The following is a 25,419-nucleotide window of genomic DNA, read 5'->3' as shown; positions in this document are numbered from 1 at the left end:
CGGTTAGAAGCTGTAACGCATCTTGGCCGTGTAACGAGGACCCGAGACGAACCATGCACGGCCCATGAAGCCCGTGCTCTGCTGCATGAGCTGGCGTGCCTTGGAGTCGGTCAGGTTCTGCGCTTCCACGCCGACCGACAGCCTGTCCGACACGTTGTAGAAGATCGAGCCGTCCAGCTGGCCATAGCCGTCCGCCCATGTCGGCAGCGCCCAGGCCACGTTGTGCTGGCCGAAGGTCGGGCTGGCCGGGTTGCTGTCGGTGCCGTCGCCGCCGCTGGTGCCGTTGACGTTCACGTTCTGCAGGTTCTTCGAACGCCAGTTCCAGGCCAGGCGCGCCGAGATCTTGCCCTGGTCATACATCAGCGCCAGGTTGTACGACTGGCGCGACAGGCCGATCAGCGGCAGGTCGCCGAACGTGGCGCCGTTCGTATCGCAGCCGTTCAGGTTCAGGTTGAAGTTCGTCGCCAGGTTGCCGCCCGTGCAGTACACGGAGTGGACCGGCTGGTGCAGCGACGTCTTGCTGTCCACGTACGTGTAGTTCGCCTGGACGCCGAAGCCCGACAGCCAGCCCGGCAGGAAGTCGAAGTACTGCTGGAACGCGATCTCCGCGCCGCGCGCATGGCCGTCCGCGCCGTTTACCGGACCGGTCGTCGTGAAGGTGTACGACTTGCCGGTGTTGTCCGCCAGGTCGTAGCCGTACGATTGCTTGATGATGACGTCCTTCAGCTGCTTGTTGAACAGGCCGAAAGTCAGCGAACCGGTCTTGGCGAAATACCATTCGGCCGTCAGGTCCACCTGGTGCGACCGGACCGGACGCAGGTTCGGGTTACCGGTGCCGTTACCCGTGTAAGTGATCAGGCCGCTCGAATTGTCCACGTTCTGCGACAGCGTCGTGTAGCCCTGCAGGTCGCTGAAGTCCGGGCGCGAGATGCCGGTCGACAGGCCGAAGCGGAACTGGAGCGCGTCGCTCGCCTTCATACGCAGGTTCAGGCTGGGCAGCACGTTGTTGTAACTGTTGCTGAAGTCCTGCTTCTGGGAGAACGCCGTGAACTGCGGGATGCCGGCACCCGTCGAATTGCTCGGCGTGAACACGGTGTAGCCGTGCGCTGTCATGTCGGTCTTCACGTAGCGCAGGCCGATGTTGCCGTCGACCGGGTACTTCAGGTCGTCGAAGCCGAAGCGCAGTTGCGAGTACAGCGCGCCGGTCTTCTCCTTCTGGTCGTTGACGCCGGCCGGATCGGTGCCGAACGTGGCCGGGTTCCACGACGTGCAATTGTTGGTGCCGTTGTTGCACAGCATATTCGGATACGTGTGCAGCTGCGCGTACGAGGCCGGGTAGCCGGTGGTCAGCGCGACGGCCGGGAAGACCAGTGCCGGCACCGACGTGTTGTTGTTGAAGAAGTTGTTGAACGAGTGGACCTGCACCTGGTTGTTGAAGCGCGGATCGCCCAGGTACGCGAGGCTCGACAGCGTGTTGGTCGGACCGACCTGCCACGTCTGGGTGATGGCCGCCCAGTTGTAGCTCGGGTTCGAATTCTCGTTGCGCGAATCGCGGTCCGTCAGGCGCACGCCGAAACGGATGTCGCGCAGCACCGGGTGGTCGAAGTCATACTTCGCGTCGGTGCGCCACGCCCATTCGCCGGCCTTGCTGCGGTCCTGGTGTTCCATCGTGAACGCCCAGTAGTAATTGTTGGGGTTCGCGAGATAGGCGCGGTCGGCGTCCGTGAACGACAGGGACGGCACGTCGCCGCGCAGGTCGATCGTCTCGCTCGGCATCTGCACGCCGGTGGCAACGGTCGAGTCGAAGCTGCTGGTCGTGGCGCGGATGCGCTGCAGGTCCGTGCTGATGGTCCAGCGGTCGTTCGGACGCCAGCGCAGGTTCCACGACACGTCCGTCGTCTCCGACGTGCGGTCGGCCGAACGCGTGTCGCCGCCGAAGTTGATGCCGCCGTCGGCCGGATCGGTCAGCGTGCCGGTCAGCAGCGCGCCCTTCGAATTGAACGTCGCATCCTTGCTGACCTGGATGTTGTAGGGGCTCGACTGGGCGAAGATCGCCTGCTCGTCCCAGTGCATCTTGTAGCGCGACTTGAAGAACGTCAGCGAGGAACTCAGCGAGCTGTCCTTCTTCCACTGCAGCGCGCCGTAGGTACCCCTGCGCTTGCGGTCGAATTCCAGCGTGCGCCATTGCGAGCCCTTCGGGATCCACACGGTCTTGCCGGAGACCACGTCGGAGCGCGGATAGTACGGCTCGACCTGGAAGGCGTCGGTACGCGTGCCGCTTTCCGAATACGCGAAGTCGACCAGGGCGCCGATTTCGCCGAAGCCGGTCTTCCAGCGGTCCGAGAACATGAACGAGGCGGACGGTTGGCGCTTGCCGCGCTTCAGTTCCGAATACGTGTCTTCCAGCGACACGGCCAGCTTGCGGCCCTTGAAGTCGAACGGCATCGCCGTGCGCAGGTTGACGAGACCGCCGACCGCGCCTTCGATCTGTTCGGCCGACGGGTTCTTGTAGACGTCGACGCCGGCCATCAGCTCGGGCGGCACGTCTTCAAAGTTGAGCGAGCGGCCGCCGTTCGCGGAGAACGAGTCGCGGCCGTTCAATTCCGAGCGCACGTACGACAGGCCGCGCACGTTCACGCCCGAGCCTTCGACCGAATAGTGTTCCGGGTCGCCCTTGGACATGGTGCGGTCGATGGTCACGCCGACCACGCGCTGCAGCACCTCGGTCACCGAACGGTCCGGCAGCTTGCCGATGTCGTCGGCGACGATCGAATCGACGATCTCGTCCGAATTCTGCTTGAGCTTCTGTGCGGACTGCAGCGCGGCGCGTTGGCCCGTCACGACGACGACGTTGGAACCGGAAGCGTTCTGGCCCGCTTCGGTCTGCGCCAGCGCATAGCCGCTGGCAAGCAGTGCGATCTGGCCGGCTGCGACGGCGATCGCGGTTCTCTTGAATCGAATCATGGTGTCTCCTGTGCTCTCTAATTGATGCTCCGCTTCACGGCGGAGCTGGTTACGACGGCGGATGAAGCGGCCGCCCTGCGGCGGCCGCGAAAACGGTATGGGAATTACGCTGCGCGGTAACGCGGCGCTGCCGGGACGACGGTCGGAACGGATCGGGAATGGCGCCCGGATCGGAAGGAATGAGGACGGCTGGATGAGGTCGGCATTCTTGTCTCCACGCTTTATTGATTGCGTTGGCGATGTAGTCGTTATGGTCTTGTAATCGTTTTCATGAGTGTAGAGATTTACTGTGATTTTTGTCAAACCCCATAACATCACTGTTGCACGCTAACATCGCAGGTATTCTTTATTTACAGAAAAGTATGCTGAAAGTTTATAGCTCAGCAATTCGTCCTGAATTCGCAACAGCCATGCAGGCCGCGCACGATTAAATCGCATTCCATCAAGGGCGCAATCGAGGGGCACACCAGACAAAAGCCGGCGCGGCCCCGTGATGCCGCCATCAGGCCGCACCCGCCCCCGGCCAACGCGATGCTGATGCACGCAGATGAGAACAAGATTCAGGAGGTTCAGCACATGAACTCGGCCGTATGATTCGAGGGTAACCAAGGTAGCGCTATCATGGAAGTCAAACTTGCGCATGAAATGCCCTGTTTGTCCTATATATCGCTTTATTGCAACAGACCCAATCAGCGATACAATCTGGTAGCGCAATCAATTAAATTTTTGAATCGTTGATGAAAACATTTATCCCTCCCCATTTCGCATCGGTCACGGAATGCAGTGGTATCTTGTCGCCATCCAGCCGAGCATTTAGAGTCGCTGCTATTTATTTCGATATGCGATCCAATTCAACGAGAAGATCGCAATTAAAGACATGATCGATTTTCAGAAGTTCCAGAATCGTATTCGCGGCGGCGCCCTGTCGGGCTGCCCGGAGGCCGCATGAACGCGCCGGTCGAACCGCCCAAGCGGACCCGGCGCACGAAAGGCGGCCTCACGCTCGTCGACGTGGCGCGCGTGGCCGGCGTGGCGCCGATCACGGTGTCGCGCGTGCTGAACTCGCCGGAGAAGGTGTCGCCCGACCTCGTGCAGAAAGTGCGCGCCGCGATCGAGCGGACGGGCTATGTGCCGAACCTGCTGGCGGGCAGCCTGGCGTCGACGAAGAGCCGGATGGTCGCCGCGATCCTGCCGACCATCGCGGGCTCGGTGTTCATCGATACGGTCCAGGCGCTGACGGAGAACCTCGCCGCGGCCGGCTACCAGCTGATCCTGGGCCAGTCGGGCTACGAGAATTCGCGCGAGGACGAGCTGCTGGAAGCGATCATCGGGCGCCGCCCGGACGGCATCGTCCTGGCCGGCATCATGCGCTCGGCGCAGGGCCGGCGCCGGCTGCAGGCGAGCGCCATTCCGCTCGTCGAGACATGGGACCTGACGCCCACGCCGGCCGACATGCTGGTCGGTTTTTCGCACGAGGACATCGGCCAGGCGGTGGCCGAATTCCTGTACCAGCGCGGACGGCGCCGCGTCGCCGTAATCAGTGCGTCGGACGAACGCGCGCAGCGCCGCAACCGCGCGTACGTGCAGGCGGCCGTGCGGCTCGACATGCAGGGGCCGGACGGCTCGGTCCCCTTCCACACGATCTCCGCGCCGGGCACGGCGGCAGGGGGCCGCGCGGGCCTGCGCGCGCTGCTGGCGGACCATCCCGACATCGACGCCGTGTTCTGCAGCTCGGACATGGTCGCGCTGGGCGTGCTCACGGAAGCGCACAAGCTCGGCATCGACATCCCCGGCAAGCTGGCCGTCGTCGGCCTCGGCGACCAACCGTTCGCGGCCGAGACGTATCCTGCCCTCACGACGGTCCACCTGGACGGCCGCAAGATGGGCCAGATCGCAGCGCAATTCATCATCGACCGCATCGCGGGCACGCCCATTCCCGAAGTCGTGCGCGACATCGGCTTCACCATCGTCGAGCGCGAGAGCGCCTGAGGCAGACACCGGGGTCAGAGCCCGTTTTTTGGCAATGTCCCGGCAGCATTTCTGCAAATGCGCATCGCGGTAGGCGCTTCCCGTGAGACCTTTCCCGAAACCGGGCTCTGACCCCGGTTTTGGGACATTGACTAAAAAAAAGGGCGCCACGCGGGCGCCCTGAAGTGATATCGAGAGTAAGTAAGTCGAGGCCGTGCTGATGGCCACCACGCCACCGCACGAGCTCTCATCGTAACGCGCCGCGGCATGCCCCGCCCATCATTTATTCGCCATTTGCTATCGGTTTTTGATATAGGCGATGAGGCCCCCGCCGGCCCTCCGGGACCCATTCCCGGCACGGGCGCCGGCCCGGTGTACAATCCTCGGTTCCAGGAACACCTGCATGGCCGCAATCCGCGCCACTGCCGGGTTCCGGATACCGATCGTGCATCGACTACGAGCTGACATGGCCACCACCGGGACACCACAACGCCGCCACGCGGACCGCGACCGCAGCGCCAGACGCGCGCGGACGGCCTTTGGCGCGCCCTCGTCGACGCCATCCCCGACGGCGCCGCCGCCCGGCCACAAGCCGGCGCGCCCGGCGCCCACCCGCCGCACGCAGGCCGCCCCGACCGCGGGAGCTGCGCTGCGCAACCGTACCGCCCTGCCCGGCCCGGCCGCGTCCCCACCGGGATGACGCCGCACGCGCCGCCGGCAACCACCTCAACTTCCAAGATCCAGAACAACATGCAGACCCACTCGACAGAAGCAGACAACGGCCTCCCCCTCGACATGATCATCTTCGGCGGCATGGGCGACCTTGCCATGCGCAAGCTGCTGCCGGCCCTGTACATGGCCTTCCTGCACGGCAATCTGCCGCCGACGACGCGCATCCTGTCCACCGGCCGCCAGGACTTCAACCGCGAAGCCTATCTCGCCCACATCGAGGCGAACTCGCGCTCGTTCATCGCGGCCAGCAACTTCAACGAAAAGACGTGGGACGGCTTCCTCAAACTGCTCGAGTACGTCCGCCTGGACGTGCAGGCCGCAGCGGACTTCTCGGCCCTCGCGCAAGCCTCGCGCGCCGCCGCACAGCGCGTGTTCTACCTGTCGACGGCGCCGTCGCTGTTCACGACCATCTGCGACAAGCTCGCCGCGAGCAACCTCGTCGACGCCAATGCCCGTGTCGTGCTGGAAAAGCCGCTGGGCACGGACCTCGCGTCCGCGATCGCGATCAACGAAGACGTCGGCCGCCATTTCGCCGAGTCGCAGATCTACCGCATCGACCACTACCTGGGCAAGGAAACCGTGCAGAACCTGATGGTGCTGCGCTTCGGTAACTCGATCCTGGAACCGCTGTGGCGCGCGCCGAACATTTCCAGCGTGCAGATCACCGTGGCCGAGGAAGTGGGCGTGGGCAGCCGCGCCGGCTTCTACGACGGCGCCGGCGCGATGCGCGACATGGTGCAGAACCACCTGCTGCAACTGCTGTGCATCGTCGCGATGGAACCGCCGACCTCGCTGTCGCCGGATGCCGTGCGCGACGAAAAACTGAAGGTGCTGCGCTCGCTGCGCCGCCTGTCGCTGGCCGACATCGCGCGCGACACCATCCGCGGCCAGTACATCCGCGGCGTCTCCGGCAACCAGGAAGTGCCCGGCTACCACGAAGAAAAGAACGTCCCGCAGGACAGCAAGACGGAAACCTTCGTCGCCCTGCGCGCCTTCATCGACACGTGGCGCTGGTCCAAGGTGCCGTTCTACCTGCGCACCGGCAAGCGCATGGCGCGCCGCTCGTCGAAGATCGTCGTCGAGTTCGCCAACCCGCCGTTTCCCCTGTTCCCGCAGACTGCCGGCGCCGTCGCCAACCGCCTCGTCATCGAACTGCAGCCGGAAGAAGCGATCAAGCTGCAGCTCATGGCCAAGCAGCCCGGCAGCGGCATGGAGATGCAGCAGGTCGCGCTGAACCTCGACCTGCAATCGGCCTTCCAGCAGCGCCGCGCCGAAGCGTACGAGCGCCTGCTGATCGACGTCGTGCGCGGCCGCCTCACCCACTTCATGCGCCGCGACGAACTGGAAGCGGCGTGGCAATGGGCCGACCCGATCATCGAAGGCTGGCAGACGCTGGACGAGAAGCCGCATCCGTACGCGGCCGGCTCGTGGGGTCCGGCGGAGTCGTTCGCGCTGCTCGCGCGCGACGGCCACAGCTGGGTCGAGTAAGCCGTACCCGGGCGGCGGCGTCCGTGCGCCGCCCCCTGTTTTAATCGTGCACAATAGCCCGATGGCATCGTGCACGTTTCCAGTTTAACGCTCCGCAAACGCGTGTGACTTTCCCGTCGTGCGCGATTGGAGCCTGCGGATTGGAGGCGTAGAGTGCGGTGTCTTCCACTCTGACCTCGGACGAATCGCCATGCAGGCAAGCAACTGGAACACCGCGATGGGCGCGCTCGGTGCGCAGGCCCTCAAGAACATGGACCGCAGCCGCAAGGCGCGCGGCGAGATGCTGGAACGGGTGGGCTACGGCCCGCAGCAGACGCCGTCGACGGTCCTGCACACGGAACCCGGCCTGAACGTGCGCCGCTACGGCGCCCCGGCCGACATCACCCCGAACGGCGGCCCGGCCGTGCTGATCGTGCCGGCCCCCATCAAGCGCCCCTACATCTGGGACCTGGCGCCCGACATCAGCGTCGTGCGGCGCTTCCTGGAGCGCGGCTACCGCGTCTACCTGGCCGAATGGGTCGCGCTGCCCGACACGCACGACCACTTCGGCCTCGACGACTACGGCGACCACCTGCTGGAAGCCTGCCGTGGCGCCATCGCGGCCGACGGCGGACCGGACCAGGTCGTCGTCGCGGGCCACTCGCTGGGCGGCATCCTGGCCGCCATCCACAGCGGCCTGCACCCGGACGCCGTGCGCGCGACGATCCTGCTGGAATCGCCGCTGCACTTCACGCCGGCCTCGAGCTGCTTCGCGCGCCTGATCGACGCGACGCCGCACGCCCGCCCCATCGCGGACACGTTCCGCCAGGTACCCGGCGTGTTCCTCAACATGATGAGCGCGATGGCCGAGCCGCAGGCCTTCCAGTGGGAGCGCTGGACGGACCGCATGCTGTCGATGACGGACCCGCAGGCGCTCGTCACGCACATGCGCGTGGAACGCTGGACGCACGACGAATTCCCGCTGCCGGGCCGGCTGTTTACGGAGATCGTCGAGTCGCTGTACCGGCACGACGCCTTCATGCAGGGCAAGCTCGCGCTCGGCAACCGCACGATCGGCCCGCGCGACCTGACGGCGCCGCTGCTGTCCGTCGTCGACCCGCGCAGCAAGCTGATCCCGCCGGAGGCGCTGGTGCCGTTCCACGAAGCGACAGCCAGCCCGCGCAAGCAACTGCTGCACTACGAGGGCGACGTGGGCGTCAACCTGCAGCACGTGGGCGTGCTCGTGGGGCGCAGCGCGCATGCGCGCCTCTGGCCCCGGATCTTCGACTGGCTGGACGGGAAGGACGTGTCCGCCGCGTAAGCGCGATCACCAGCTCTTGGTCAGCGAAATCGACACGAACCGCCCGATCGCCGACGCGTTCTGCGAGTCCCACGAGCTGGTGCCGTTCAGCACCACCGGCGGTGCGCGGTCGAACAGGTTCTGCGCGCTCAACGCCAGCACGGTGCCGCCGAAGCCGTAGCCCACGCCCTTGTCGACGGCATAGGTCAAGGTGGCGTCGAACGTGGTCATGCTCGGCACCTCGGTGTTCGGTACGAGCGCCGTGTTGGTGTAGCTGCCGATGTAGTTGGCGAACACGTTCGCCGACATGGCCCCGAGCTTCCAGCCTGCCGACGCCCGCATGCGCAGGCTGACCGGATTGCCGAACGTGTCCAGCACGTCCGTGTACGGCAGACCCGGCGCGCTGGAGCGCTCCAGCTTCAGGATCTTGGCGACGTTCAGGCCGACCATCCAGTCTCCCGATCCCGTCTTCATGACGTAGCGGCTGTCGAGGTCGATGCCCTGCTGCCTGAGCGAGCCGAGATTGCTGCGCCGGCCGTCGATGATGACGCCGATATTGGCCGGATTCTCCGGCGGGCTTTGCAGGTTCGGGCTGCCGAAATAGGAATTGACGAGGGCCGCGGACGGATTGCGGATGATGTAGTTCGCGTACAGCGCTTCGTTCGCCAGGGCGCTGTTGGCCTGGATCGTGTCAATGCGGTCCGTGTAGTCGATCTTGTAGTAGCTGGCCGAGATGGTCATGCCGCGCACCGGCTTGATGTCGGCGCCGAACGACCAGGTGCGCGCCTTCTCGGGCTTCAGCGCCGGGTTCCCACCGTTGACGTAGATACCGTGGCGCACGCCGCCCGGCGCGGTCGGATCGCTGATGTCCTGGACGAAGATGTTGGTGAGCGACAGGTTCGTATAGGAGCCGAGGTTGTCGACCAGCGACGGCGCGCGGAACGACGTGCCGTAGGTGGTGTTGAAGCTGACCTTGTCGTTCACCGCCCAGGTCAGGCCGACCTTCGGATTCGTGGTGCTGCCGAAATCGGAATAGCGCTCGTAGCGGCCGGCCACCGACAGTTCGAGCCGCTTCACCCACGGCATGGCGGTAGGACCGCCGACCAGCGGCACGTACAGCTCGGAATACAGCGACTTCACGCTGCGGCTGTTCCGGAGTTCCGAATGGCGCGCCGCGGTCGTCGGCGTCGTCACGTTCTGCCACAGGCCCTGGTCGAAGCTGACGTGGCGCAGTTCGCTGCCCACCGCGATACGGGCGTTGCCGGCATTCAGGCGGGCGATCGGGCCGTCGACCTTGAACATCAGCGTGCTGTCCTTGTTGGTCGCGGTCTGGTCGCGGTGCGCGGCGAAATCGGCGTAGCCCGGGTTGGCGCCCGCCAGGGCGCTGAACGGATTGATGGTGCCGGCGGCGATGGCGCGGCCGACGTTGCCCGTGTTGATCAGGCCATTGCGGTGCACCCAGGCGTCGTTCTTCCCGTACGAGTAGGCACTGTTGATCTCCCAGCCGTTGTCGAAGTCGTAGGTCAGGCCGATCGCGTTCTGGCTGTTGTTCTCGCGCCCGCCGATGTTCAGGTCCTGGTCGTCGAACAGGAAGCGGTAGGCCACCGTTTCGCCCGTGCCGGCCGGCGCCCCGGCCGGGCGCACGTAGTACGGGCTGGTGGCCGGCACGTTCAGGTTGGCGCCCAGCGGCGCGGTGCGCTGGCGGTAGTCGCGCTGCGAGTACAGGCCCTCGTAGAACACTTCCAGCCGGTCGTTGACCTTGTGGTAGGCGTTGGCATACAGCGTGTCGCGCTTCTGGTTCGGCAGGAAATCGCCCACCGTGCCCGCATCGTAGCGGTTGCCGCTGCCCTGGACCAGCTGCGCCGGCGTCAGGCCGATGCCGTTCTGGCCGGCAGGGATCGCATAGATGTTCCGGCCGATCAGCACATTGCCCGGCACGGCCTGGGTGGAGCGCTGGTCGGTGCCGCCGTAGGGACGCAGGTCGTTCGAGAAGAACGGCCGCGCGTTCGCGGCCAGGCTGCCGCGGTCGTTGTGCTCGTAGGCGACGAACACGCTGCCCGCGTCCCACGTCTTGCCCAGCGTCTGGCTGAAGATCTTCTGGTTCATGCCGTCCGCCCTGCCGTAGCGCAGCATGGTCTCGATCGCGTCCACGTTGCTGCGCGTGATGATGTTCACCACGCCGGCCACCGCGTCCGAGCCGTAGATCGCCGACGCGCCGTCCAGCACCACTTCCATGCGCTGGATCGCGGCCGCCGGGATCTGGTTCGGATCCGCCAGCGACTTGATCACGCCGCTCGACGCAACGCGGCGCCCGTTCACAAGCAGCAGCGTCGCCTCGTTGCCGATGCCGCGCAGGTTGATGCCGGACGTGCGCGTCGTGTTGGCCGCCGCGTCCTGCGCGCCGCCCAGGCGGCTCTCGTCCGCGCCCAGGTTGATCACCTGGGGCAGCAGGCGGGCGATCTCGCTGCTGTCCTTGGCGCCGCTGGCAGAGATGGCTTCGCGGTTCATCGACAGCGACGGCGAACCGACGGCGCCGACGCCGCGGATGCTGGTGCCGGTGACGACGATCTGCTGCACTTTTTCCGGCGCAGCGGCGGCCGGCGTCTCTTGCGCGAGCGCGGCCTCCGGGATGCCGGCGGCCAGGCAGAAGGTCGCGAACGCGACGGCGGTCATGCGGAACTGACGGGTCTTGCAGTACGAGCGGGTCATGATGTCTCCGTTTAGTTATGTTCTATATTCGTTATACTATAAAACCATTTTGTCGGGAAAGTAAACACCGGGGCGCAAAATTTCTGCGTCGCGCAGATACGTGCGCCGGACGTCGGGCGGGATCGGGAATGGAATGACGGCGCCGTCAGCGCGAAGCCGACGGCGCCGTCGAGGACGCGGCGCTCAGGGCGCCGGGCAATGCGGCAGGGTCTGGCCCGGCAGCGCGAACGGCTGCAGGCCTGCGGACTTCAGGGTGGCCTGCAGCGTGCAGGCCGTGTAGGGGCGCAGGAAAGTCGGCGGCGCGTACGGGATGAAGCGCGCCTCGCCGAGACCGGTCGCGCGCGCCAGCGCCGTCATGCCCGGCGCCGACGTATCCGGCCAGCGCCCGCTCTTGATCCGCGTGACCAGCGCATGCACGCCCGCCACTGTCTCCGCCGGCGTGAAACCGCAATGGCCGGCGCTGTGCGTGTACGTCTGCCGGAGAAGTTCGCCCTTCCCCGCGCTGTCGACAGCGTCCTGGTAGGCCTGCTGCGCCGCCGTCGGGGAAATGGCGTCGCCGATCCCGGTCATGGTCAGCACCGGCATGGCGATGTCGCCGTCGAACGTCCCCGTCGCGAAATACGCGAGCGCCTTCGGATCGGCCGTCAGCCGCGGCGTCTTCGCGAGCGTGGCCAGGTCGGCGTCCAGGGACAGGCCGGCGTCGCGGTACAGCCCGCGCACGAGGCCATCCGCGTCGGCCGCCGCCAGCAGCGCGCCGTAGTCGACGCCCGCGTTGGCGCTGATGTTCCCCCCTGAAAGCTTCTCGATCTGGTTGCGGCTGCCGAGCGCCTGGCGCACCAGGCCGCGCACGAGGCTGTCCGCGAGGCCGCGCGCACGTGCCTGCGGATCGTCCGGCGCGGGTTCCGCGTTGGCGGGAATCGACCACGCCGGCAGTTGCGCCACGCGCGCCGCCAGCGCGATGCGCGCGCGCCCGGCCGGCGTCTTCTCGGCTTGCGCGAGCATCGCGGTCCACGCCGGCAGCGCGGTCGTCTGCCAGTCGTCGGGAATGCCGGTCACCGGCAGGCTGGAATCCGGCGCCAGCAGCGCCTTGGCGACGAACAGCCCATCCAGCTTGCCCTGCCACTGGCCGATCGCCCCCGACAGGCCGCCGCACTGCACGAGCGCGCCGCGCCAGCGCTGCGGATAGGCCTGCACCGAGACGGCCGCCGTGTGGCCGCCCTGCGACTGGCCGAACTCGATCGGCAGGGCGGCCCGGCCATATCTGGCCTCGACCAGGTCGAGCGTCTCGACCGCGTTGGCGGCGGCGCGGTGGATGGCCCAGCCGCTGATCTGGCGCGTGGTGCCGGCGAGCGCATAGCCCTCCGCCAGCAGCGCGTCGGCGTCCGGTCCGGGCGGGCGGCTCGCGTAATCGAGGCCGATCAGCACCGCGCCGTTCCAGTGTTGCGGCATGTCGATGCGGTACGGGGTGCCGTCCTTCAGCTTGCCCTCGGTGCTCGTGTGCGGCGTAGCGGCATGGGCAGCGCATGCCAGCGCCACGCAGGTTGAAAGGAGAATGCGCTTCATACGGTCACCTCCCGTGCCGCGTGCGCCGCGAGGCGGGCATTGTTGCGGTCCGCGTAGTTTTTCAGGAACAGCATCAGGCAGGTGGAGAAGGCGGCCACGCCGGCCAGCGTCCACCAGCCGGCCGTGAAACCGCCCGACCAGTCGCGCAGCCATCCCAATGCCTGCGGGCCCAGGTAGCCGAAGATGCCGCCGCCGAGCGCCGTGATGCCCATCAGCGGGCCGACGTCGCGGCCCCGCATCAGCTCCGCCACCGTCGGGTACAGCTGGTTGGTCGTGGCGAGGCCGCAGGCGATCAGCGTGGCCGCCGCGACCTCGAACACCAGCACGTCATCCGACATCATCGCGAGCGACGCCGGGATGCTCAACGCCATCATGCCGGCCAGGACGAGCCAGCGGTTCAGACGGTCGGACAGCCAGCCGCACAGCGGGTTCACGACGATCGCGCAGATGTAGGCGATGCTGATCACCTGGGCCGATCCGGCCGCATCCATGCCGAACTGCGCCTTCAGCGCGGCCGGCAGGAAGAACGTGGCGGCGAACCCGCCCATGTTCGACAGCCCGAGCAGCGGAATGGTCCAGACGATGGGGATGCGGAAGGCCGAGAATGCGCCCTGGCGGTCACCCTGGGCGGCGCGCCCCGCCTGCACCACCTCGGGACGCTGGCGGTAGAAGCCCGCGAACACCAGGAGGCCGAGCAGCGCCATGCCGCCGAAGGCCATGATCGCGTGGCGCCAGCCGAGGCTCACGGCGATCTCCGCGCAGAACGGCGCGCCGAGCACCGTCGCGAGCGAGGACATGGCGCCCAGCACGCCCATCGCCCTGCCCTTCAGGTGCGCCGGCGCGGTCAGCGCGATCGCCGTCATCACGCAGACGAACGCGAGACGGTAGCCGAAGATCCACACGGCGCGCGCCGTGATCGCCTCGCCGAAGTTCTCGGCCAGCGACAGGCCGAGCAGACCCAGGGCGAGGATGGCGAGACCGGCGCACATCACGCGTTTTTCGCCGTAGTGCTTGGCCAGCATGCCGGCCGGGATGCTGACGACCAGCGCCACCAGGCCGTACACGCCGGTAAACGTGCCGACCTGGCTGAAACTCATCGCGAAGTCCTTCTGGATCGCGGGCAGCAGGGGCGCGAAGCCCAGGCTGGACATCTGCATCGTCATCATCGCGAAGACGACGGCAAGGTAGAACACGACCCAGCGCGCCTGCGGGGCGAGCCTGGGTACGGTATCGTCGGCCATCATGGTGTGTCTCCTCCGTTTTTATTCATCAGATCACGCCGTCGCGCGCCAGGGCGGCGATGCGTTCGGCGTCCAGGCCCAGCATCTGCCCGTACACGTCGTCGTTGCTGGCGCCGAGCGTCACGGCCGGCTTGTCGAACCCGGTGAACGCGCCCGACATGCGGATCGGCAGGCCGCCGACGACGATGTCCTCGACGGCGCCGTACACCGGATGCTGCAGCTTCGCCGTTTCGCCGCGCGCCAGCAGGGTGGGATCGCGCAGGGCCTCGGCCGGTTCGCGCACGGGGCCGTTCGGCACGTCGAAATCGGTCAGGCGATCGGCCGCCGCGTCGGTCGTCATGGTGCGGGTGAAGGCGCTCACCATGTCGTGCAGCTCGACGTGGTTGCGCACGCGCGCGTCGCGGGTGGCGAAGCGCGCATCCTGCATCAGGTCCGGCCGGTCCATCGCGCGGAATAGCCCGGACACGAAGTCGTCCTTCGGCGCGCAGATCGCGATATAGCCGTCGGACGTGGGGAACACGCCGAACGGGGCGAGGCGCGCCATGAAATTGCCGGCGCGGGTCGGGTGCCCGAGTTTCGCCATGATCTCGAACGGCTCGGCGGCCACCAGTGACGACAGGGCGCCCAGCAGCGACACGTCGACGTGCTGGCCGCGGCCCGTGGCGCGCGCCTGCATCAGGGCGGCCAGGGTGCCGATCGCGGCGAACAGCGGTGCGGACAGGTCGCCGAACGGGATGCCCGTGCGGACCGGCGGATCGCCCGGATTCCCCGACGCCAGCATCATGCCGCTCATCGCCTGCACGATATTGTCCATGGCCTTGTTCTGGCGCGGCTGCACGTTTGCGCCGAAACCGCTGATCGACGTGAACACGATGCGCGGATTGACTTCCGCGCACGCCCGGTAGCCGATGCCGAGCCGGTCGGCCACGCCGGCGCTGTAGTTCTCGACCACCGCGTCGGCATGTTTGACCAGGTCGAGGAACAGCGCGCGGCCCTCGGGGTGCTTCATGTTCAGGGTCACCGCTTCCTTGTTGCGGCCGCGCTCGAGCATCGCCAGCGACAGGTCGTCGTCGTGCTCGCGCGTGACTTTCAGGCCTTCGCGTCCCAGATAGGGCGAATTGGTGCGCGCCGAATCCGGGTTGCGCGGGTTCTCCACCTTGATCACGCGGGCGCCGAGGCCGGCCAGGATCAGGGTCGCGTACGGCCCCGCCAGCGCGGTCGTCAGGTCCAGGATCGTGATGCCCTCGAGCGGGCGGGGGAGCGTCGTGTCTTCGCTCATGCTGTCTCCGTTGTTGTTGAACCGCGCAACAGGCGCTGTTCGATGAATTCTTCAACCTTTTTTCGCATGGCCGCGTCGTCCCACATGCGGGCGTCGACCATGTTGGCGTGCAGCTCCACCACCGGGATGCCGGCCCGTTCGAGCGCGACCTTCGTCATTCGCGAGCCGAGGGACCCCATGCGGTCGTGCTTCGGCACCAGCATCACGGCGCCGTCGGCCCCGTAGGCACGGGCCTGTTCGACGATCCAGTCGCCCATCCACGGCGGCACGTGCAGCTGCTCGTTCATGCTGATGTGGCGCGAGGCCAGCGCGCGCAGCGCGTGTGCGGGGTCGTCGCGGAAGTAGCGGCGGTAGCCGTCCGACAGGAAGTTCGAATACATGGTCCACACGAACACGGCGCCGTACTTTTCTTCGAAGGCGCGGTAGAAACCGGTGTTGAACCACAGCCCGTTGCCGACCCAGAGCAGGCGCAGACGCTCGTTTGGGCACGCCGCGGCGCCCTGCCCGATCAGTGTGCGCAACTCTGCGCGGAACGCCTTCAGGTGGGCGACCGACCATGCGCTGCCGCGGTCCCACGTCGGCGCCATCACGTTGGCCAGCTGTTCGGTCAGCGGCACCGGCAGCGGACGCGCGCGGGCCAGCATGTCGCGGATGTCGGCCACGATCTCGCCGGCCTCGTTAATACGGTGCATCTGGCGCATGAATTCGAGCGGTTCGAAGCTGCGGCCGGACAGCGTCTCGGCAGTCCGGATTAGCCCTTCCAGCTGCTCGACCTGGAAATCCAGGCGGTGCGGCTCGTACAGGGTTTCCCAGTCGCGCAGGCCGCGCTCCCACCAGCGCGGGCCCAGCGCCGTGCTGGAGCTGGCGTCCAGGCCGAACACCGGCACGCCCCCGTACGCGCGCGACCACAGTTCGCTGATGCGCTGGCCATAGTCGTCGCGAAAGCGCGAGAGGATCATCATCGGCTTCGGCAGGCCGCCGTACGGCGCCCGCTCCGGATCGCCGTCCAGGGTACTCATCAGCGGCAGGCTCGTATAGCGCGGCAGGCGGTCGTGGAAACCGCGGGCATCCATCTGCTCGAAGTAATACGGCGACAGCTGCTTGGCCGCGATGATGGCCGAGTACCAGACGACCGGCGTCACGTGGATGTCCATCGCGTGCAGGATCTCGGCCGGCGCCACCGCGTCCGAGATGACGTACGGTTCACCGTCTTCGAGCACGCGGCGGCGGAACGCCTGGAATTCTTCCTTCTGGTGGGCGTTGGCCGCCAGCGTCGACGCGAGGCGGGTGGGGACGGGACGGCTCATGTGGGCAGGCTTTCGATCAGGCCGGCCAGGACGGCGCGCTGCGCGTCCCGGTCCGGCGCGTGGTAGGACTGGCGCGCCAGCAGCGCGTGCGGCAGGCCGGGCGCGGCGAGACGATCGACCTGGGCCGGCACGTCCCAGCCGAAGGTATCGTCGAATTCCTCGTGGTAGAACAGCACGCCCTGCGCCCTGCTCTCCCCCAGCAACGCCAGCCACGCGGCGTCCTCCGCCCCCTGTGGATACGAACGGATGGTGGGCACGCGCGACTGGTAGTGCCCGGCCAGCGCGGCCAGCGGTTCCGCCGTCTCGTCGACGAGCCATTGCACGGTGCGCTCGCCGCCGAGGTGGTCGTCGGCCACGATGTTCGCCCCGAGCGATTCCGCCAGCGCGTACAGGGCCGGCGTATCCTGGCCATAGCCCTTCAGCAGCAGGCGCCGCGCCGGCGCCGCCTCGTCCACCAGCGCGCGCACCGCGTCGAGCCAGGCCTGCGGTTCCATCACGCGCGACGCGCGCAACGCCGTCCACCACGTGCTGCCGCGCAGCCGACCGGCGCGCCGGCGGGCGTTCAGCGCGTGCAGCGCGCGCCGCTGTTCGTTGCCGAGGGCGATCGACGCGCGCACGTCGTCGACAGAACCGCCCAGCCGCGCATGCAGCGTGCGGGTGCGGTCCAGTACGTAACGCGCCGTCGCCCAGTTCGGCGTGTTCAGCACGTCGTACAGCAGCAGCTCGGGAAAGCGCCGCCGCGGCTCCAGCCGGCGCAGCTCGAGCAGGCTGTAATACAGGTACAGCAGGCCGTTCGACGCGCGCGGGATCACGATCAGGTCGGCCACGTCGCACGCGCCGCCGCCGATCCGGTCGAACAGCGAGCGGATCTCGCCATCGTATTCGTCGTCCAGGTAGAGGTCGGACAACGGCGCGGGCAGCGACGGATCGCCGGCCACCTGGAACGCGAACGCGCCGCCGGCGCGGATCAGTTCCACCGGGACCGAGGTGCCGAGGTAGGCGACGACGCGCCGGCCCGCCTCCTTCGCCGCATGCGCCGCGGCGAACGGCTGCGCGCACGCCTTCTGCAAAATCTCGAGCGCGCTCATGCCATCGCTCCCATCGGATCCCTGCCGCCCGGCACGACGACGACGCGTTCTCCCTCCCAGCGGAACACCGTGTCCATGCCGGCCACGCGGCCGATGTCGGCCAGGTAGCCGGCCACTGCCCGCCCTTGCGCGTCGTTGCCGAGCACACGGGGCGCGCCGTCGTCGCCGATCCAGCACGGCCGGAAGCCCGCGCTGACCCGGCCGTCCGGCGCGATGCGGCAATCCGCGATCATGGTGTTGCGCGACTCCGGATGGAACGGATAGCAAGGCATGTCCGGATCGGGCACGAAGCCGAACAGCTTGCGCCGCCGCTCGGCCCACGCGAGGCGCGCCGGGTGGTCGTTGCCCTCCACGTTCAGCGCGCGCGTCACGGTGACGAAGTTGCCCAGCCCGTGGAAAATCGGCCGCCCTTTGTAGAATTCGATGCCGCGCGCGATGTGCGGATGGTGGCCGACCACGATGTCGGCGCCCGCCTCGATCGCGGCGCGTGCCACCGGGCGTTCGTACATCGCCAGCTGCGCGGGCGTGTGCACGAGCCCCTTGTGCAGCGAGACCACCACGATGTCGACCTGCCGGCGCAGCGCCACGATGTCGGCCTGCATGGCATCCAGCGTCGCGGGGACCGGGAACGTGAATGCCTGCGGCGGACCGCCCGGATTGGCGCCTTCCGGGTCGTAGTGCGAGATCACCTGGACGTACGCGCAGCCGCCCTTGTCCGGGCCGGCCCACGACAGGCGCGGTCCGACGCAGTTATAGCCCAGGAAGCCGACACGCAGGCCGCCCCGTTCGAGGATGGCCGGGAGGCGCGCGCCCGCGAGATCCACGCCGGCGCCGAACGGCGCGATGCCGTGCGCGTACAGGCCGGCGATGGTGTCGGCCACGCCCTCCTCGCCCTGGTCGTAGACGTGGTTGCCGGCCAGGCTGGCGGCGTGAAAGCCCGCCCGTGCGAGGCTCGCGAGCTTCGCCGGGTCGGCCGCTTCCGCCGGCACGTCGCCGGATTGTTCTTTGCCGCGCAGCGTGTACGGCGTCTCCACGTGCCCGACCACGAGGTCCGCGCCGAACAGCACGGCGCGGGCGTCGTCGAAGAAGCGGTCCGGATCGGGTTCATCGAGCACGAGGTCGCCGACCATCAGCAGGGAAAGGTCATTCATGACGACGCCCCCACCAGCGGCAGCACCAGCTGCGACGGATGCGCACGGTCGAACCACACGGTCCACGTCGGGGCCGGCGCGTACGTCTTGCGCAGTTTTTCGCGCGGGTCGGCGCCGGTAATGGTCAGGCGGTAGCGGTGCCCGGCCTTGAATACCCACGACACTGGCAGCAGGTCGAATGCGAAGCGCGCGGCCTGTCCCGGCACGAGGTTTTCCACGTCGTCCTTGTCGAAGCTGTGCCAGGGAATGCCCGGCAGCGCGAACGGCGCCGGCGCCAGCCTGCGGTGACGCGCCTGCAGCCGGCCTTCGCTGACCATGGCGATGGCGCCGCCGGGCGCGATGTCCTCGAGGTAGGCGAACACGGGACCGTCCTCCACGCTGGACGACAGCCACAGGTCGGCGACCGGGTGGCCCGTCAGTTCCATGTCGGCGGCCAGCGGCGCGCTCGTGAACGTCAGGCCCTTGTCGTCCTGCGGGCAGGTCGGACCGAGGCCCGTGCCGCGCGCGCAGACGGGCTGGTAGTCGACCTTGAACGACAGCTTGCCGGGTTCCGGCTCGCGCATGTCCAGGCTGCCCGCGCCGAGGAAATCCTTGACGGGATGGCTGGCCGGGACCGGCCATGCATCGGCCGTGCGCCACCCCGCGTTCACCGTCTCGTAATGGACGCGCGGCTCCTGCATGATGCCGTTGTCGGCGCCCTTGAGCCAGTGGTCGAACCAGCGCAGTGCCTCGGCCGCCATCGAGAAATCCTTGCTGTAGCAATGGCCCCAGTCGCCGACGATCAGTTTCGTCGGCTGCGTCAGGTTGGCCAGCGTGATGAACGCCTGGGCCCGGAAGTCGTCCTGCCAGCCGGCCTGGATGTAGACCGGCACGCCGGATTTGCGCACCGTGTCGCCATACGTGGCGATGCTGCCCTCCTCCCAGAACGGCGTACCGGTCAGCGGCGAAACGTCGCCGCGGTTCGGCATGCCCGACCACAGGTCCAGCAGCGGCGTGTTGCGCGCATGGTCCTGGGCCGCCTGGCGCAGCAGGGTGCGCGCGTCGTCACCGTCGACCGGGATCGCGGTGCGCAGGTCCTGCTCGACGCTGGACTGCGGCCCGGTGCCCCAGTTGGCCAGCACGCCGCCGCGCCGCCCGCCGCTGTATTTATCCCAGTTGAAGCAGCCCGCGAACACGGCCTTCAGGGCCGGGTGGGTCGTCGTGGTCAGGAAGTGCATCGCGGCGTCGCCCGTATTCGAGCAGCCGAACACACCGACCGCGCCCTGCGACCACGGTTGGGTGGCGGCCCAGGCGGTCAGGTCGTAGGCGTCGCGCGCCTCGGTGCGGTCGTGGTAGCCGCGCCGCGTGCCGAACGAGGCGCCCAGGCCGCGCCGCTCGACCACCACGAACACGTAGCCGTAGCGGGCCAGGTTGATCATCTGCGTGGAGAACCCGCCGGCGCCCGACCTGTCGTCCGTGTCGGACGGGCGGCTGCGCGCCGCGCTGGCGTGCAGGATGACCGGGTAACGCCCCGGCGCCTTCGGCCGGTAGACGTCGGCGGCCAGCCGGGTGCCGTCCGACATCGGGATGTAGAACGAGCTGCGCTCGATCTCATGGACGGCGGCCGGCAGCGGCGCGCCAAACCCGGTGGGCCCGGTGGCGTTGGCCGTCCCGGCTGTCAGTACCAGCGCGCAGAACATCCCCTGCAGTGCGCGGCGCATCGTCGATGCCATTGTAGTCTCCTACTGCTTTTGAGTTTTAATGCTTATACTTTATAAGTAATATGCCGGAAAGGCAAGCATGTTTTTCCAGGTTCCGCCGACGCGGCTTAAGGTGTACTCTATGCCTTGTTTATCTATCCAATTTATTCATAAATATGATCGATAGTAAAGCGGAAACCGGCTGCAGCACGAACCTGACGATCCGCCAGCTGGAGGTATTCGCGATGGCAAGCCGTTGCGCGAGTTTTTCCGCGGCCGCGAGGCGGCTCGGGATCTCGCAGCCGTCGCTGTCGGCGACCGTGGCCAAGATCGAACAGCAACTGGGCCTGTCCCTGTTCGACCGCAGCAGCCGCTCGCTGCGCCTGACCGTCCAGGGCGAGCGCCTCGCCGTGGTGGCGGAAGACCTGGTGCGCAATTTCGAGCATGCGATGCGCGGCATCGGGGACGCCGCCGATACGCATCGCGGCAGCACGTCGCTGGCCGTCGTGCCATCGGTGGCGGCCGGTCTCGCGGCCCAGGCGCTCACGCTGTTCTACCGCGACTATCCGGACTTCCAGGTGAGCCTGCACGACATCCCCAGCGCGAAGGCGGCGGCCTGGGTGCAGGACCGGGTGGTCGATTTCGGCGTGGCCGCGCGGCCCACCGAGCCAGGGGACCTGGTGACGGAATCGCTGCTCCACGATCCGTTCGTGGTGGTGTGCCGGCCCGACAGCGCGCTGGCGGCGCGCAAATCGGCCGGCTGGGGCGACCTGGCGGACGTGCCGCTGATCCTGGGCGGCACGGGCCGGCTGCAGCGGGACGTGGAACACGCGGCCCTGCAGGCCGGCGTGACCTTGCGCCCGCGTTTCGTCGTCGAGCAGATCCGCACCGCGCTGGCCCTCGTGGGCGCGGGCCTCGGCGTGACGCTGGTGCCGCGGCTGCACCGCGAGGAAGCGCTCCAGGCCGGCCTGGCGGCGCTGCCGGCCCGCATGCCGCTGGCGCGCGAGCTGGTGATCGTGCGGCGCGCCGACCGGGTGCTGTCCGCCCCGGTCGAGCACCTGATCGAATGTTTTCGCCGCGCGGCGCTCAGCGTGGCGGCAGACGCAGCGCCCCGTCGAGGCGGATCACCTCGCCGTTGAGCGACAGGTTCGTGACGACGTGGACGGCGAGGCGCGCATATTCGTCCGCCTTGCCCAGCCGCTTCGGGAAGGGAATGGATGCGGCCAGCGACTGCTGCACCTCTTCCGGCAGCTTGTACAGCAACGGCGTCATGAACAGGCCCGGGGCGATGGTCACCACGCGCACCCCGAACTGCGCGAGGTCGCGCGCCAGCGGCAGGGTCAGCGACGTCAGGCCGCCCTTCGATGCCGCGTAGGCTTCCTGGCCGACCTGGCCGTCGTACGCGGCCACCGACGAGGTCAGGATGATGACCCCGCGCTCGCCGTCTTCCAGCGGTTCCTCCGCGACCATCGCGGCCGCGGCCAGGCGCACCACGTTGAAGGTGCCGATCAGGTTGACCTGGACGATGCGGCTGAAGTCCTCCAGCGGCATCGGGGTGCCGTCGCGCCCGACGAGGCGGCGCGCGCCGCCGATGCCCGCGCAGTTGACCAGGATGCGCGCGCCGCCATGCGCGTCGGCCGCCGCCCGCAGGGCCGCTTCCACGCTGGCGCTGTCGCAGATGTCGCAGTGCAGCGCGAGTCCGCCGACCTCCTGCGCCAGCGCCTGCGCGGCCTCCAGGTTGACGTCGAGGATCGCCACCCGCGCGCCCTGCGCCGCCAGTTCGCGCACGGTCTGGGCGCCGAGGCCCGATGCGCCGCCCGTCACCAGGGCGGCATGTCCTGCCAGTTGCATAGTCTCTCCTTCAGTTGTCCGAATCCGGGTTCTCGAGCAGCAGCGCGATGCCCTGGCCGCCGCCGATGCAGGCCGACGCCACGCCGTAGCGGCGGCCGGTCTCGCGCAGTGCGCGCGCGAGCGTGATGGTCAGGCGCATGCCGGTGGCGGCGAGCGGGTGGCCGAGCGCGATCGCGCCGCCGTTCACGTTCAGGCGCTCCTCGTCGAGCCCGAGCTCGCGCGCGACCGCGAGCACCTGCGCGCCCTGCGCCTCGTTGATCTCGAACAGCCCGACCTGGTCCAGGCGCAGGCCGCTCCGTTCCAGCAGCAGGCGGATCGCCGGCGCGGGGCCGATGCCCATGATCTCAGGCGGCACGCCGGCGACGCCGCAGGCCAGCAGGCGCGCCAGCGGCGGACGGCTGCGGCCGCGCATGACCTCCCCGCTGGCGACGATGGCGGCACCGGCGCCGTCGACCAGCGCCGCGCTGTTGCCCGCGGTCTGCACGCCGCCCGGGTAGAGCGCGCGAAGGCCCGCCAGCACCTCGACCGGCGATGGCCGGACGTGCGTGTCGACGGTCAGTTCCTTCTGCTTGCCGGTCAGGCGGAGCGTGCGCCGCGCATACCCTTCCAGGTCGAAGGTCTCGTTCGCGACCGGGACGATCTCGCCGGCGTGAAAACCGCGCGCCTGGGCGGCGACCGCACGCGCGAAGCTGCGCGAGGCGTAGGCGTCCACTTCCTCGCGCTTGACGCCGTAGCGCACCGCGAGGTTTTCCGCCGTCTGCGGCATCGTGATGCCGGGCGCCGGATCGATCAGCGCCTCCCACATATAATCCTGGAACTCGACGGGCGCGCCCAGCTTGAAGCCGGTGCGGTGGCCGAAGGCCGCGATCGGGTTGCGCGTCATGTTTTCGGTGCCGACCACCAGCGCGGTGTCGGCGTAGCCCAGCTTGACCTGGTCCGCGGCCTGGCGGAACAGCTCGAAGCCGGTGCCGCAGATGCGCTGCACGTTCAGCGCCGTGACCTGCTGGTGCACGCCGGCGTACAGGCCGATGTGGCGCGCGATCATGTATTGGAAGCAGTCGCCGGGCGCCATGTTCCCGGACAGGACGGAGCCGACCTGCGCCGGTTCCACACCGGCGCGTTCCAGCACGGCGCGCGCGACCTTGATGCCGAGATCGGTCGGCGAAACGGCAGAAAAGCCGGTGCAGTAGTCCACGAAGGGCGTGCGCACGCCGTCGAGGATCCAGATGTCGTCGTAGGCGGAGTAAAGGCTCATTTCAAGTTCCCGCTAGCGTTGGGTTGGATGAAGGACGGCGCGGTGCCGGCGTACAGGGCTTCCACCAGCGCGGCGCGGTGGGTCAGCATCGCGCGCTGGTTGATCGATCCCTTGTCCGTGATTTCGCCGCGGTCGATGTCCGGCACGTCGTGCAGCAGGCAGGCGCGCCGCACGCGCGTGGCGCTGCCGCTGCCCCCGTCGTGCAGCGTCTGCACCACGTCGCGGAAGAAGGCCAGCACGGGCGGCGCGGCCAGCACGTCGGCCACCGGCGCCGATGACGGCAACCCGGCGAGTTCGCGGCACAGGGGCTGGCGCGGGATGATCATCAGGCCAAGCTCGCTGCGGTCGTGACCCGTGACGACGGCGTCCTGCAGGTACGGCGCGCCCGAGCGGATGGCGCGCTCCCGGAGGGGCCCCACGCTCACCCAGGTGCCGGTGGCCAGCTTGAAGTCCTCCGCCACGCGGCCGTCGAACAGCAGGCCCAGGTCCGGCCGCGCCGGGTCGCGCCACTTGACCGCGTCGCCCGAGCGCAGGAAACCTTCCTCGTCGAACGCGGCGGCGCTCTCCTCCGGCGCGCGCCAGTAGCCGGGCGTGACGTTCGGGCCGCGGTAGCGCACTTCCAGCTTGTCCCCTTCCCGCACCAGCTTGACCTCCATGCCGGGACAGGGCGTCCCCAACTCGCCCGCATGCGCCTCGTTGTCGAGCACGAACATCGCGCACGGCGCCGTTTCCGTCATGCCGAGGCCCGTCGTCATGACGATCCGCTCGCCGCATTCCTGTTCGGCGCTGGCGTGCAGCTGGTCCCACACGGGCTGCGACAACGCGGCGCCGGCATAGAACTGCAACTTGAGCCGGCTGTAGAAGCGCTGGCGCAGGTCCGCATCGCGCGCCAGCGCGTGCGCAACCTCTTCCCAGCCCTTGGGCACGTTGAAGTACATGGTCGGCGCCACGTCGCGCAGGTTCTCGAGCGTGATGCCGATGTGCTGCGGCGTCGGCTTGCCGTCGTCGATGTACAGCGTGCCGCCATTGAACAGGACCAGGTTGACGTCCTTGCTGCCGCCGAACGTGTGGTTCCAGGGCAGCCAGTCGAGCAGCACGGGCGGTTCCTCGGCGAGAAAGGGCCAGCACTGCAGCAGCATCTGCTGGTTGGCGCACAACATACGCTGCGTGGTGATGACGGCCTTCGGCATCCGCGTCGAGCCGGACGTGAACAGGAATTTCACGATGGTGTCGGGCCCGGTCGCTTCACGGGCCGCGTCCACCGCGGCGGTGGGCGGCGTCGCGCGCAGGCTGGCGAACGCCGTCGCGGCGCGGCCGGGGACGGCGTCGTGCACGAGCACCAGCTCGGTCTCCACCGGCACCGCGGCCAGGATCGCCGCCGCATACGCGCCGCCGTCGCAGGCGAAAACGAGCCCGGGGCGCAGCAGCTCGACCACGTGGCGCAGCTTGCCGAAGTCCTGCGACTGCAGCGAGTAGGCCGGCGACACGGGCGCATAGGGCACGCCGGCGTACTGGCACGCGAGCGCCAGCTGCGCGTGTTCCAGGTCGTTCCCGGACAGGATCAGCACCGGGCGCTCGGCCGACAGCCCCCGCTGCAGCAGGGCCTCGCCGAGTGCGCGGGCGGCATCGCATGCGGCGCGGTAGCTCAGGTGGCGCCACGCGCCGGCCTCCTTGCGCGCCATGTAGCTGCGGTCTGGCGCCGTTTCCGCCCAGTGCAGCAGACGGTCGGTGGTGCGTACCGCATACGGCAGCAGCGGCGCGCGCGCTCGGACATGGACCGCGTCCGGCGTTTCCCGCACTTCCACCGCGGCCCGGGCGAAATGCACCGGGCGGTAGCGAGCCTGGTTCGCCATGATGTCTCCTTG

General features: G+C 68.2%; 18 protein-coding genes. 5 read left to right on the top strand and 13 right to left on the bottom strand.

The window, feature by feature from the left end; translation table 11 throughout:
- Positions 1 to 3: 3 nt before the first annotated feature.
- Positions 4 to 2,964: a TonB-dependent receptor gene (locus ASD28_RS06250; RefSeq protein ID WP_056125431.1), complete on the bottom strand. Its 2,961-nt coding sequence runs from the start codon at positions 2,962 to 2,964 to the stop codon at positions 4 to 6.
- A gap of 327 nt (positions 2,965 to 3,291) precedes the next feature.
- Positions 3,292 to 3,606, bottom strand: coding sequence for a hypothetical protein (locus ASD28_RS31665; RefSeq protein WP_156403905.1), 315 nt, complete (start codon positions 3,604 to 3,606; stop codon positions 3,292 to 3,294).
- Positions 3,607 to 3,909: 303 nt separating this feature from the next.
- Here ASD28_RS31665 and ASD28_RS06245 point away from each other — a divergent pair, with 303 nt between their 5' ends.
- The 4 genes from ASD28_RS06245 to ASD28_RS06235 all read left to right on the top strand — a co-directional run bounded on the left by ASD28_RS06245 (position 3,910) and on the right by ASD28_RS06235 (position 8,452).
- Positions 3,910 to 4,953 carry a LacI family DNA-binding transcriptional regulator gene (locus ASD28_RS06245; RefSeq protein ID WP_056125430.1) on the top strand — a complete coding sequence of 348 codons (1,044 nt, stop codon included), beginning with the start codon at positions 3,910 to 3,912 and terminating at the stop codon, positions 4,951 to 4,953.
- Between the two features lie 424 nt (positions 4,954 to 5,377).
- Complete coding sequence (locus ASD28_RS30880; RefSeq protein ID WP_156403904.1) at positions 5,378 to 5,632, top strand: hypothetical protein; 255 nt, start codon at positions 5,378 to 5,380, stop codon at positions 5,630 to 5,632.
- A 50-nt stretch (positions 5,633 to 5,682) separates the two neighbouring features.
- Positions 5,683 to 7,152 carry a glucose-6-phosphate dehydrogenase gene (gene zwf, locus ASD28_RS06240; protein WP_056125640.1) on the top strand — a complete coding sequence of 490 codons (1,470 nt, stop codon included), beginning with the start codon at positions 5,683 to 5,685 and terminating at the stop codon, positions 7,150 to 7,152.
- Positions 7,153 to 7,342: 190 nt separating this feature from the next.
- Complete coding sequence (locus tag ASD28_RS06235) at positions 7,343 to 8,452, top strand: alpha/beta fold hydrolase (protein WP_056125428.1); 1,110 nt, start codon at positions 7,343 to 7,345, stop codon at positions 8,450 to 8,452.
- 6 nt (positions 8,453 to 8,458) lie between these two features.
- On the opposite strand, the gene ASD28_RS06230 is transcribed toward ASD28_RS06235, so the two are convergent.
- The 8 genes from ASD28_RS06230 to ASD28_RS06195 form a co-directional block, all read right to left on the bottom strand.
- The gene (locus tag ASD28_RS06230) at positions 8,459 to 11,140 is read right to left on the bottom strand and encodes a TonB-dependent siderophore receptor (protein ID WP_056125426.1); all 2,682 of its coding nucleotides are present in this window, start codon (positions 11,138 to 11,140) and stop codon (positions 8,459 to 8,461) included.
- A gap of 183 nt (positions 11,141 to 11,323) precedes the next feature.
- Positions 11,324 to 12,703: a hypothetical protein gene (locus tag ASD28_RS06225; RefSeq protein WP_156403903.1), complete on the bottom strand. Its 1,380-nt coding sequence runs from the start codon at positions 12,701 to 12,703 to the stop codon at positions 11,324 to 11,326.
- The gene (locus ASD28_RS06220) at positions 12,700 to 13,947 is read right to left on the bottom strand and encodes a nitrate/nitrite transporter (protein WP_056125421.1); all 1,248 of its coding nucleotides are present in this window, start codon (positions 13,945 to 13,947) and stop codon (positions 12,700 to 12,702) included. The genes ASD28_RS06225 and ASD28_RS06220 overlap by 4 nt, the downstream gene beginning before the upstream one ends.
- Before the next feature lie 25 nt (positions 13,948 to 13,972).
- Entirely contained in the window at positions 13,973 to 15,223 is a 1,251-nt protein-coding gene (locus ASD28_RS06215; RefSeq protein WP_056125418.1) for a CaiB/BaiF CoA-transferase family protein, read from the bottom strand.
- Positions 15,220 to 16,530, bottom strand: coding sequence for a 2-hydroxyacyl-CoA dehydratase family protein (locus ASD28_RS06210; RefSeq protein ID WP_056125416.1), 1,311 nt, complete (start codon positions 16,528 to 16,530; stop codon positions 15,220 to 15,222). Before ASD28_RS06210 ends, ASD28_RS06215 begins: the two co-directional genes overlap by 4 nt.
- Positions 16,527 to 17,618: a 2-hydroxyacyl-CoA dehydratase family protein gene (locus ASD28_RS32260; protein ID WP_056125414.1), complete on the bottom strand. Its 1,092-nt coding sequence runs from the start codon at positions 17,616 to 17,618 to the stop codon at positions 16,527 to 16,529. The genes ASD28_RS06210 and ASD28_RS32260 overlap by 4 nt, the downstream gene beginning before the upstream one ends.
- Positions 17,615 to 18,769 (bottom strand): CapA family protein, encoded by a 1,155-nt coding sequence (locus ASD28_RS06200; protein ID WP_056125412.1) that lies wholly within the window; start codon positions 18,767 to 18,769, stop codon positions 17,615 to 17,617. The genes ASD28_RS32260 and ASD28_RS06200 overlap by 4 nt, the downstream gene beginning before the upstream one ends.
- Entirely contained in the window at positions 18,766 to 20,481 is a 1,716-nt protein-coding gene (locus tag ASD28_RS06195) for a CocE/NonD family hydrolase (protein ID WP_056125410.1), read from the bottom strand. The genes ASD28_RS06200 and ASD28_RS06195 overlap by 4 nt, the downstream gene beginning before the upstream one ends.
- Positions 20,482 to 20,624: 143 nt before the next feature.
- Between ASD28_RS06195 and ASD28_RS06190 the strand changes: the two genes are divergently transcribed.
- Positions 20,625 to 21,587 carry a LysR family transcriptional regulator gene (locus ASD28_RS06190; RefSeq protein WP_056125409.1) on the top strand — a complete coding sequence of 321 codons (963 nt, stop codon included), beginning with the start codon at positions 20,625 to 20,627 and terminating at the stop codon, positions 21,585 to 21,587.
- Here the strand turns inward: ASD28_RS06190 and ASD28_RS06185 are convergent.
- From ASD28_RS06185 to ASD28_RS06175, 3 genes are read right to left on the bottom strand one after another with little or no spacing between them, the layout of a single operon-like run.
- Entirely contained in the window at positions 21,535 to 22,299 is a 765-nt protein-coding gene (locus ASD28_RS06185) for an SDR family NAD(P)-dependent oxidoreductase (RefSeq protein WP_056125402.1), read from the bottom strand. The genes ASD28_RS06190 and ASD28_RS06185 overlap by 53 nt on opposite strands.
- Positions 22,300 to 22,309: 10 nt before the next feature.
- On the bottom strand, positions 22,310 to 23,554 hold the full coding sequence (locus tag ASD28_RS06180) for a thiolase family protein (RefSeq protein ID WP_056125400.1): 1,245 nt from the start codon (positions 23,552 to 23,554) through the stop codon (positions 22,310 to 22,312).
- Positions 23,551 to 25,407, bottom strand: coding sequence for a feruloyl-CoA synthase (locus ASD28_RS06175; protein WP_056125398.1), 1,857 nt, complete (start codon positions 25,405 to 25,407; stop codon positions 23,551 to 23,553). Before ASD28_RS06175 ends, ASD28_RS06180 begins: the two co-directional genes overlap by 4 nt.
- Positions 25,408 to 25,419: the final 12 nt, after the last annotated feature.

This window comes from Massilia sp. Root133, from assembly GCF_001426525.1.
GTDB lineage: Bacteria > Pseudomonadota > Gammaproteobacteria > Burkholderiales > Burkholderiaceae_D > Telluria > Telluria orientalis.
Note: the sequence above shows the minus strand (reverse complement) of the source record. Positions and strands in the feature narration are given on the sequence as shown.

Bases quoted from the DNA above. Each gene is read 5' to 3' on its own strand.
- ASD28_RS06235 (WP_056125428.1), top strand. From the start codon at position 7,343: ATGCAGGCAAGCAACTGGAACACCGCGATGGGCGCGCTCGGTGCGCAG.
- ASD28_RS06225 (WP_156403903.1), bottom strand. From the start codon at position 12,703: ATGAAGCGCATTCTCCTTTCAACCTGCGTGGCGCTGGCATGCGCTGCC.
- zwf (WP_056125640.1), top strand. From the start codon at position 5,683: ATGCAGACCCACTCGACAGAAGCAGACAACGGCCTCCCCCTCGACATG.
- ASD28_RS06215 (WP_056125418.1), bottom strand. From the start codon at position 15,223: ATGAGCGAAGACACGACGCTCCCCCGCCCGCTCGAGGGCATCACGATC.
- ASD28_RS32260 (WP_056125414.1), bottom strand. From the start codon at position 17,618: ATGAGCGCGCTCGAGATTTTGCAGAAGGCGTGCGCGCAGCCGTTCGCC.
- ASD28_RS31665 (WP_156403905.1), bottom strand. From the start codon at position 3,606: ATGCGCAAGTTTGACTTCCATGATAGCGCTACCTTGGTTACCCTCGAA.
- ASD28_RS06250 (WP_056125431.1), bottom strand. From the start codon at position 2,964: ATGATTCGATTCAAGAGAACCGCGATCGCCGTCGCAGCCGGCCAGATC.
- ASD28_RS06245 (WP_056125430.1), top strand. From the start codon at position 3,910: ATGAACGCGCCGGTCGAACCGCCCAAGCGGACCCGGCGCACGAAAGGC.
- ASD28_RS06185 (WP_056125402.1), bottom strand. From the start codon at position 22,299: ATGCAACTGGCAGGACATGCCGCCCTGGTGACGGGCGGCGCATCGGGC.
- ASD28_RS06175 (WP_056125398.1), bottom strand. From the start codon at position 25,407: ATGGCGAACCAGGCTCGCTACCGCCCGGTGCATTTCGCCCGGGCCGCG.
- ASD28_RS06210 (WP_056125416.1), bottom strand. From the start codon at position 16,530: ATGAGCCGTCCCGTCCCCACCCGCCTCGCGTCGACGCTGGCGGCCAAC.
- ASD28_RS06230 (WP_056125426.1), bottom strand. From the start codon at position 11,140: ATGACCCGCTCGTACTGCAAGACCCGTCAGTTCCGCATGACCGCCGTC.
- ASD28_RS06195 (WP_056125410.1), bottom strand. From the start codon at position 20,481: ATGGCATCGACGATGCGCCGCGCACTGCAGGGGATGTTCTGCGCGCTG.
- ASD28_RS06220 (WP_056125421.1), bottom strand. From the start codon at position 13,947: ATGATGGCCGACGATACCGTACCCAGGCTCGCCCCGCAGGCGCGCTGG.
- ASD28_RS06200 (WP_056125412.1), bottom strand. From the start codon at position 18,769: ATGAATGACCTTTCCCTGCTGATGGTCGGCGACCTCGTGCTCGATGAA.
- ASD28_RS06180 (WP_056125400.1), bottom strand. From the start codon at position 23,554: ATGAGCCTTTACTCCGCCTACGACGACATCTGGATCCTCGACGGCGTG.
- ASD28_RS06190 (WP_056125409.1), top strand. From the start codon at position 20,625: ATGATCGATAGTAAAGCGGAAACCGGCTGCAGCACGAACCTGACGATC.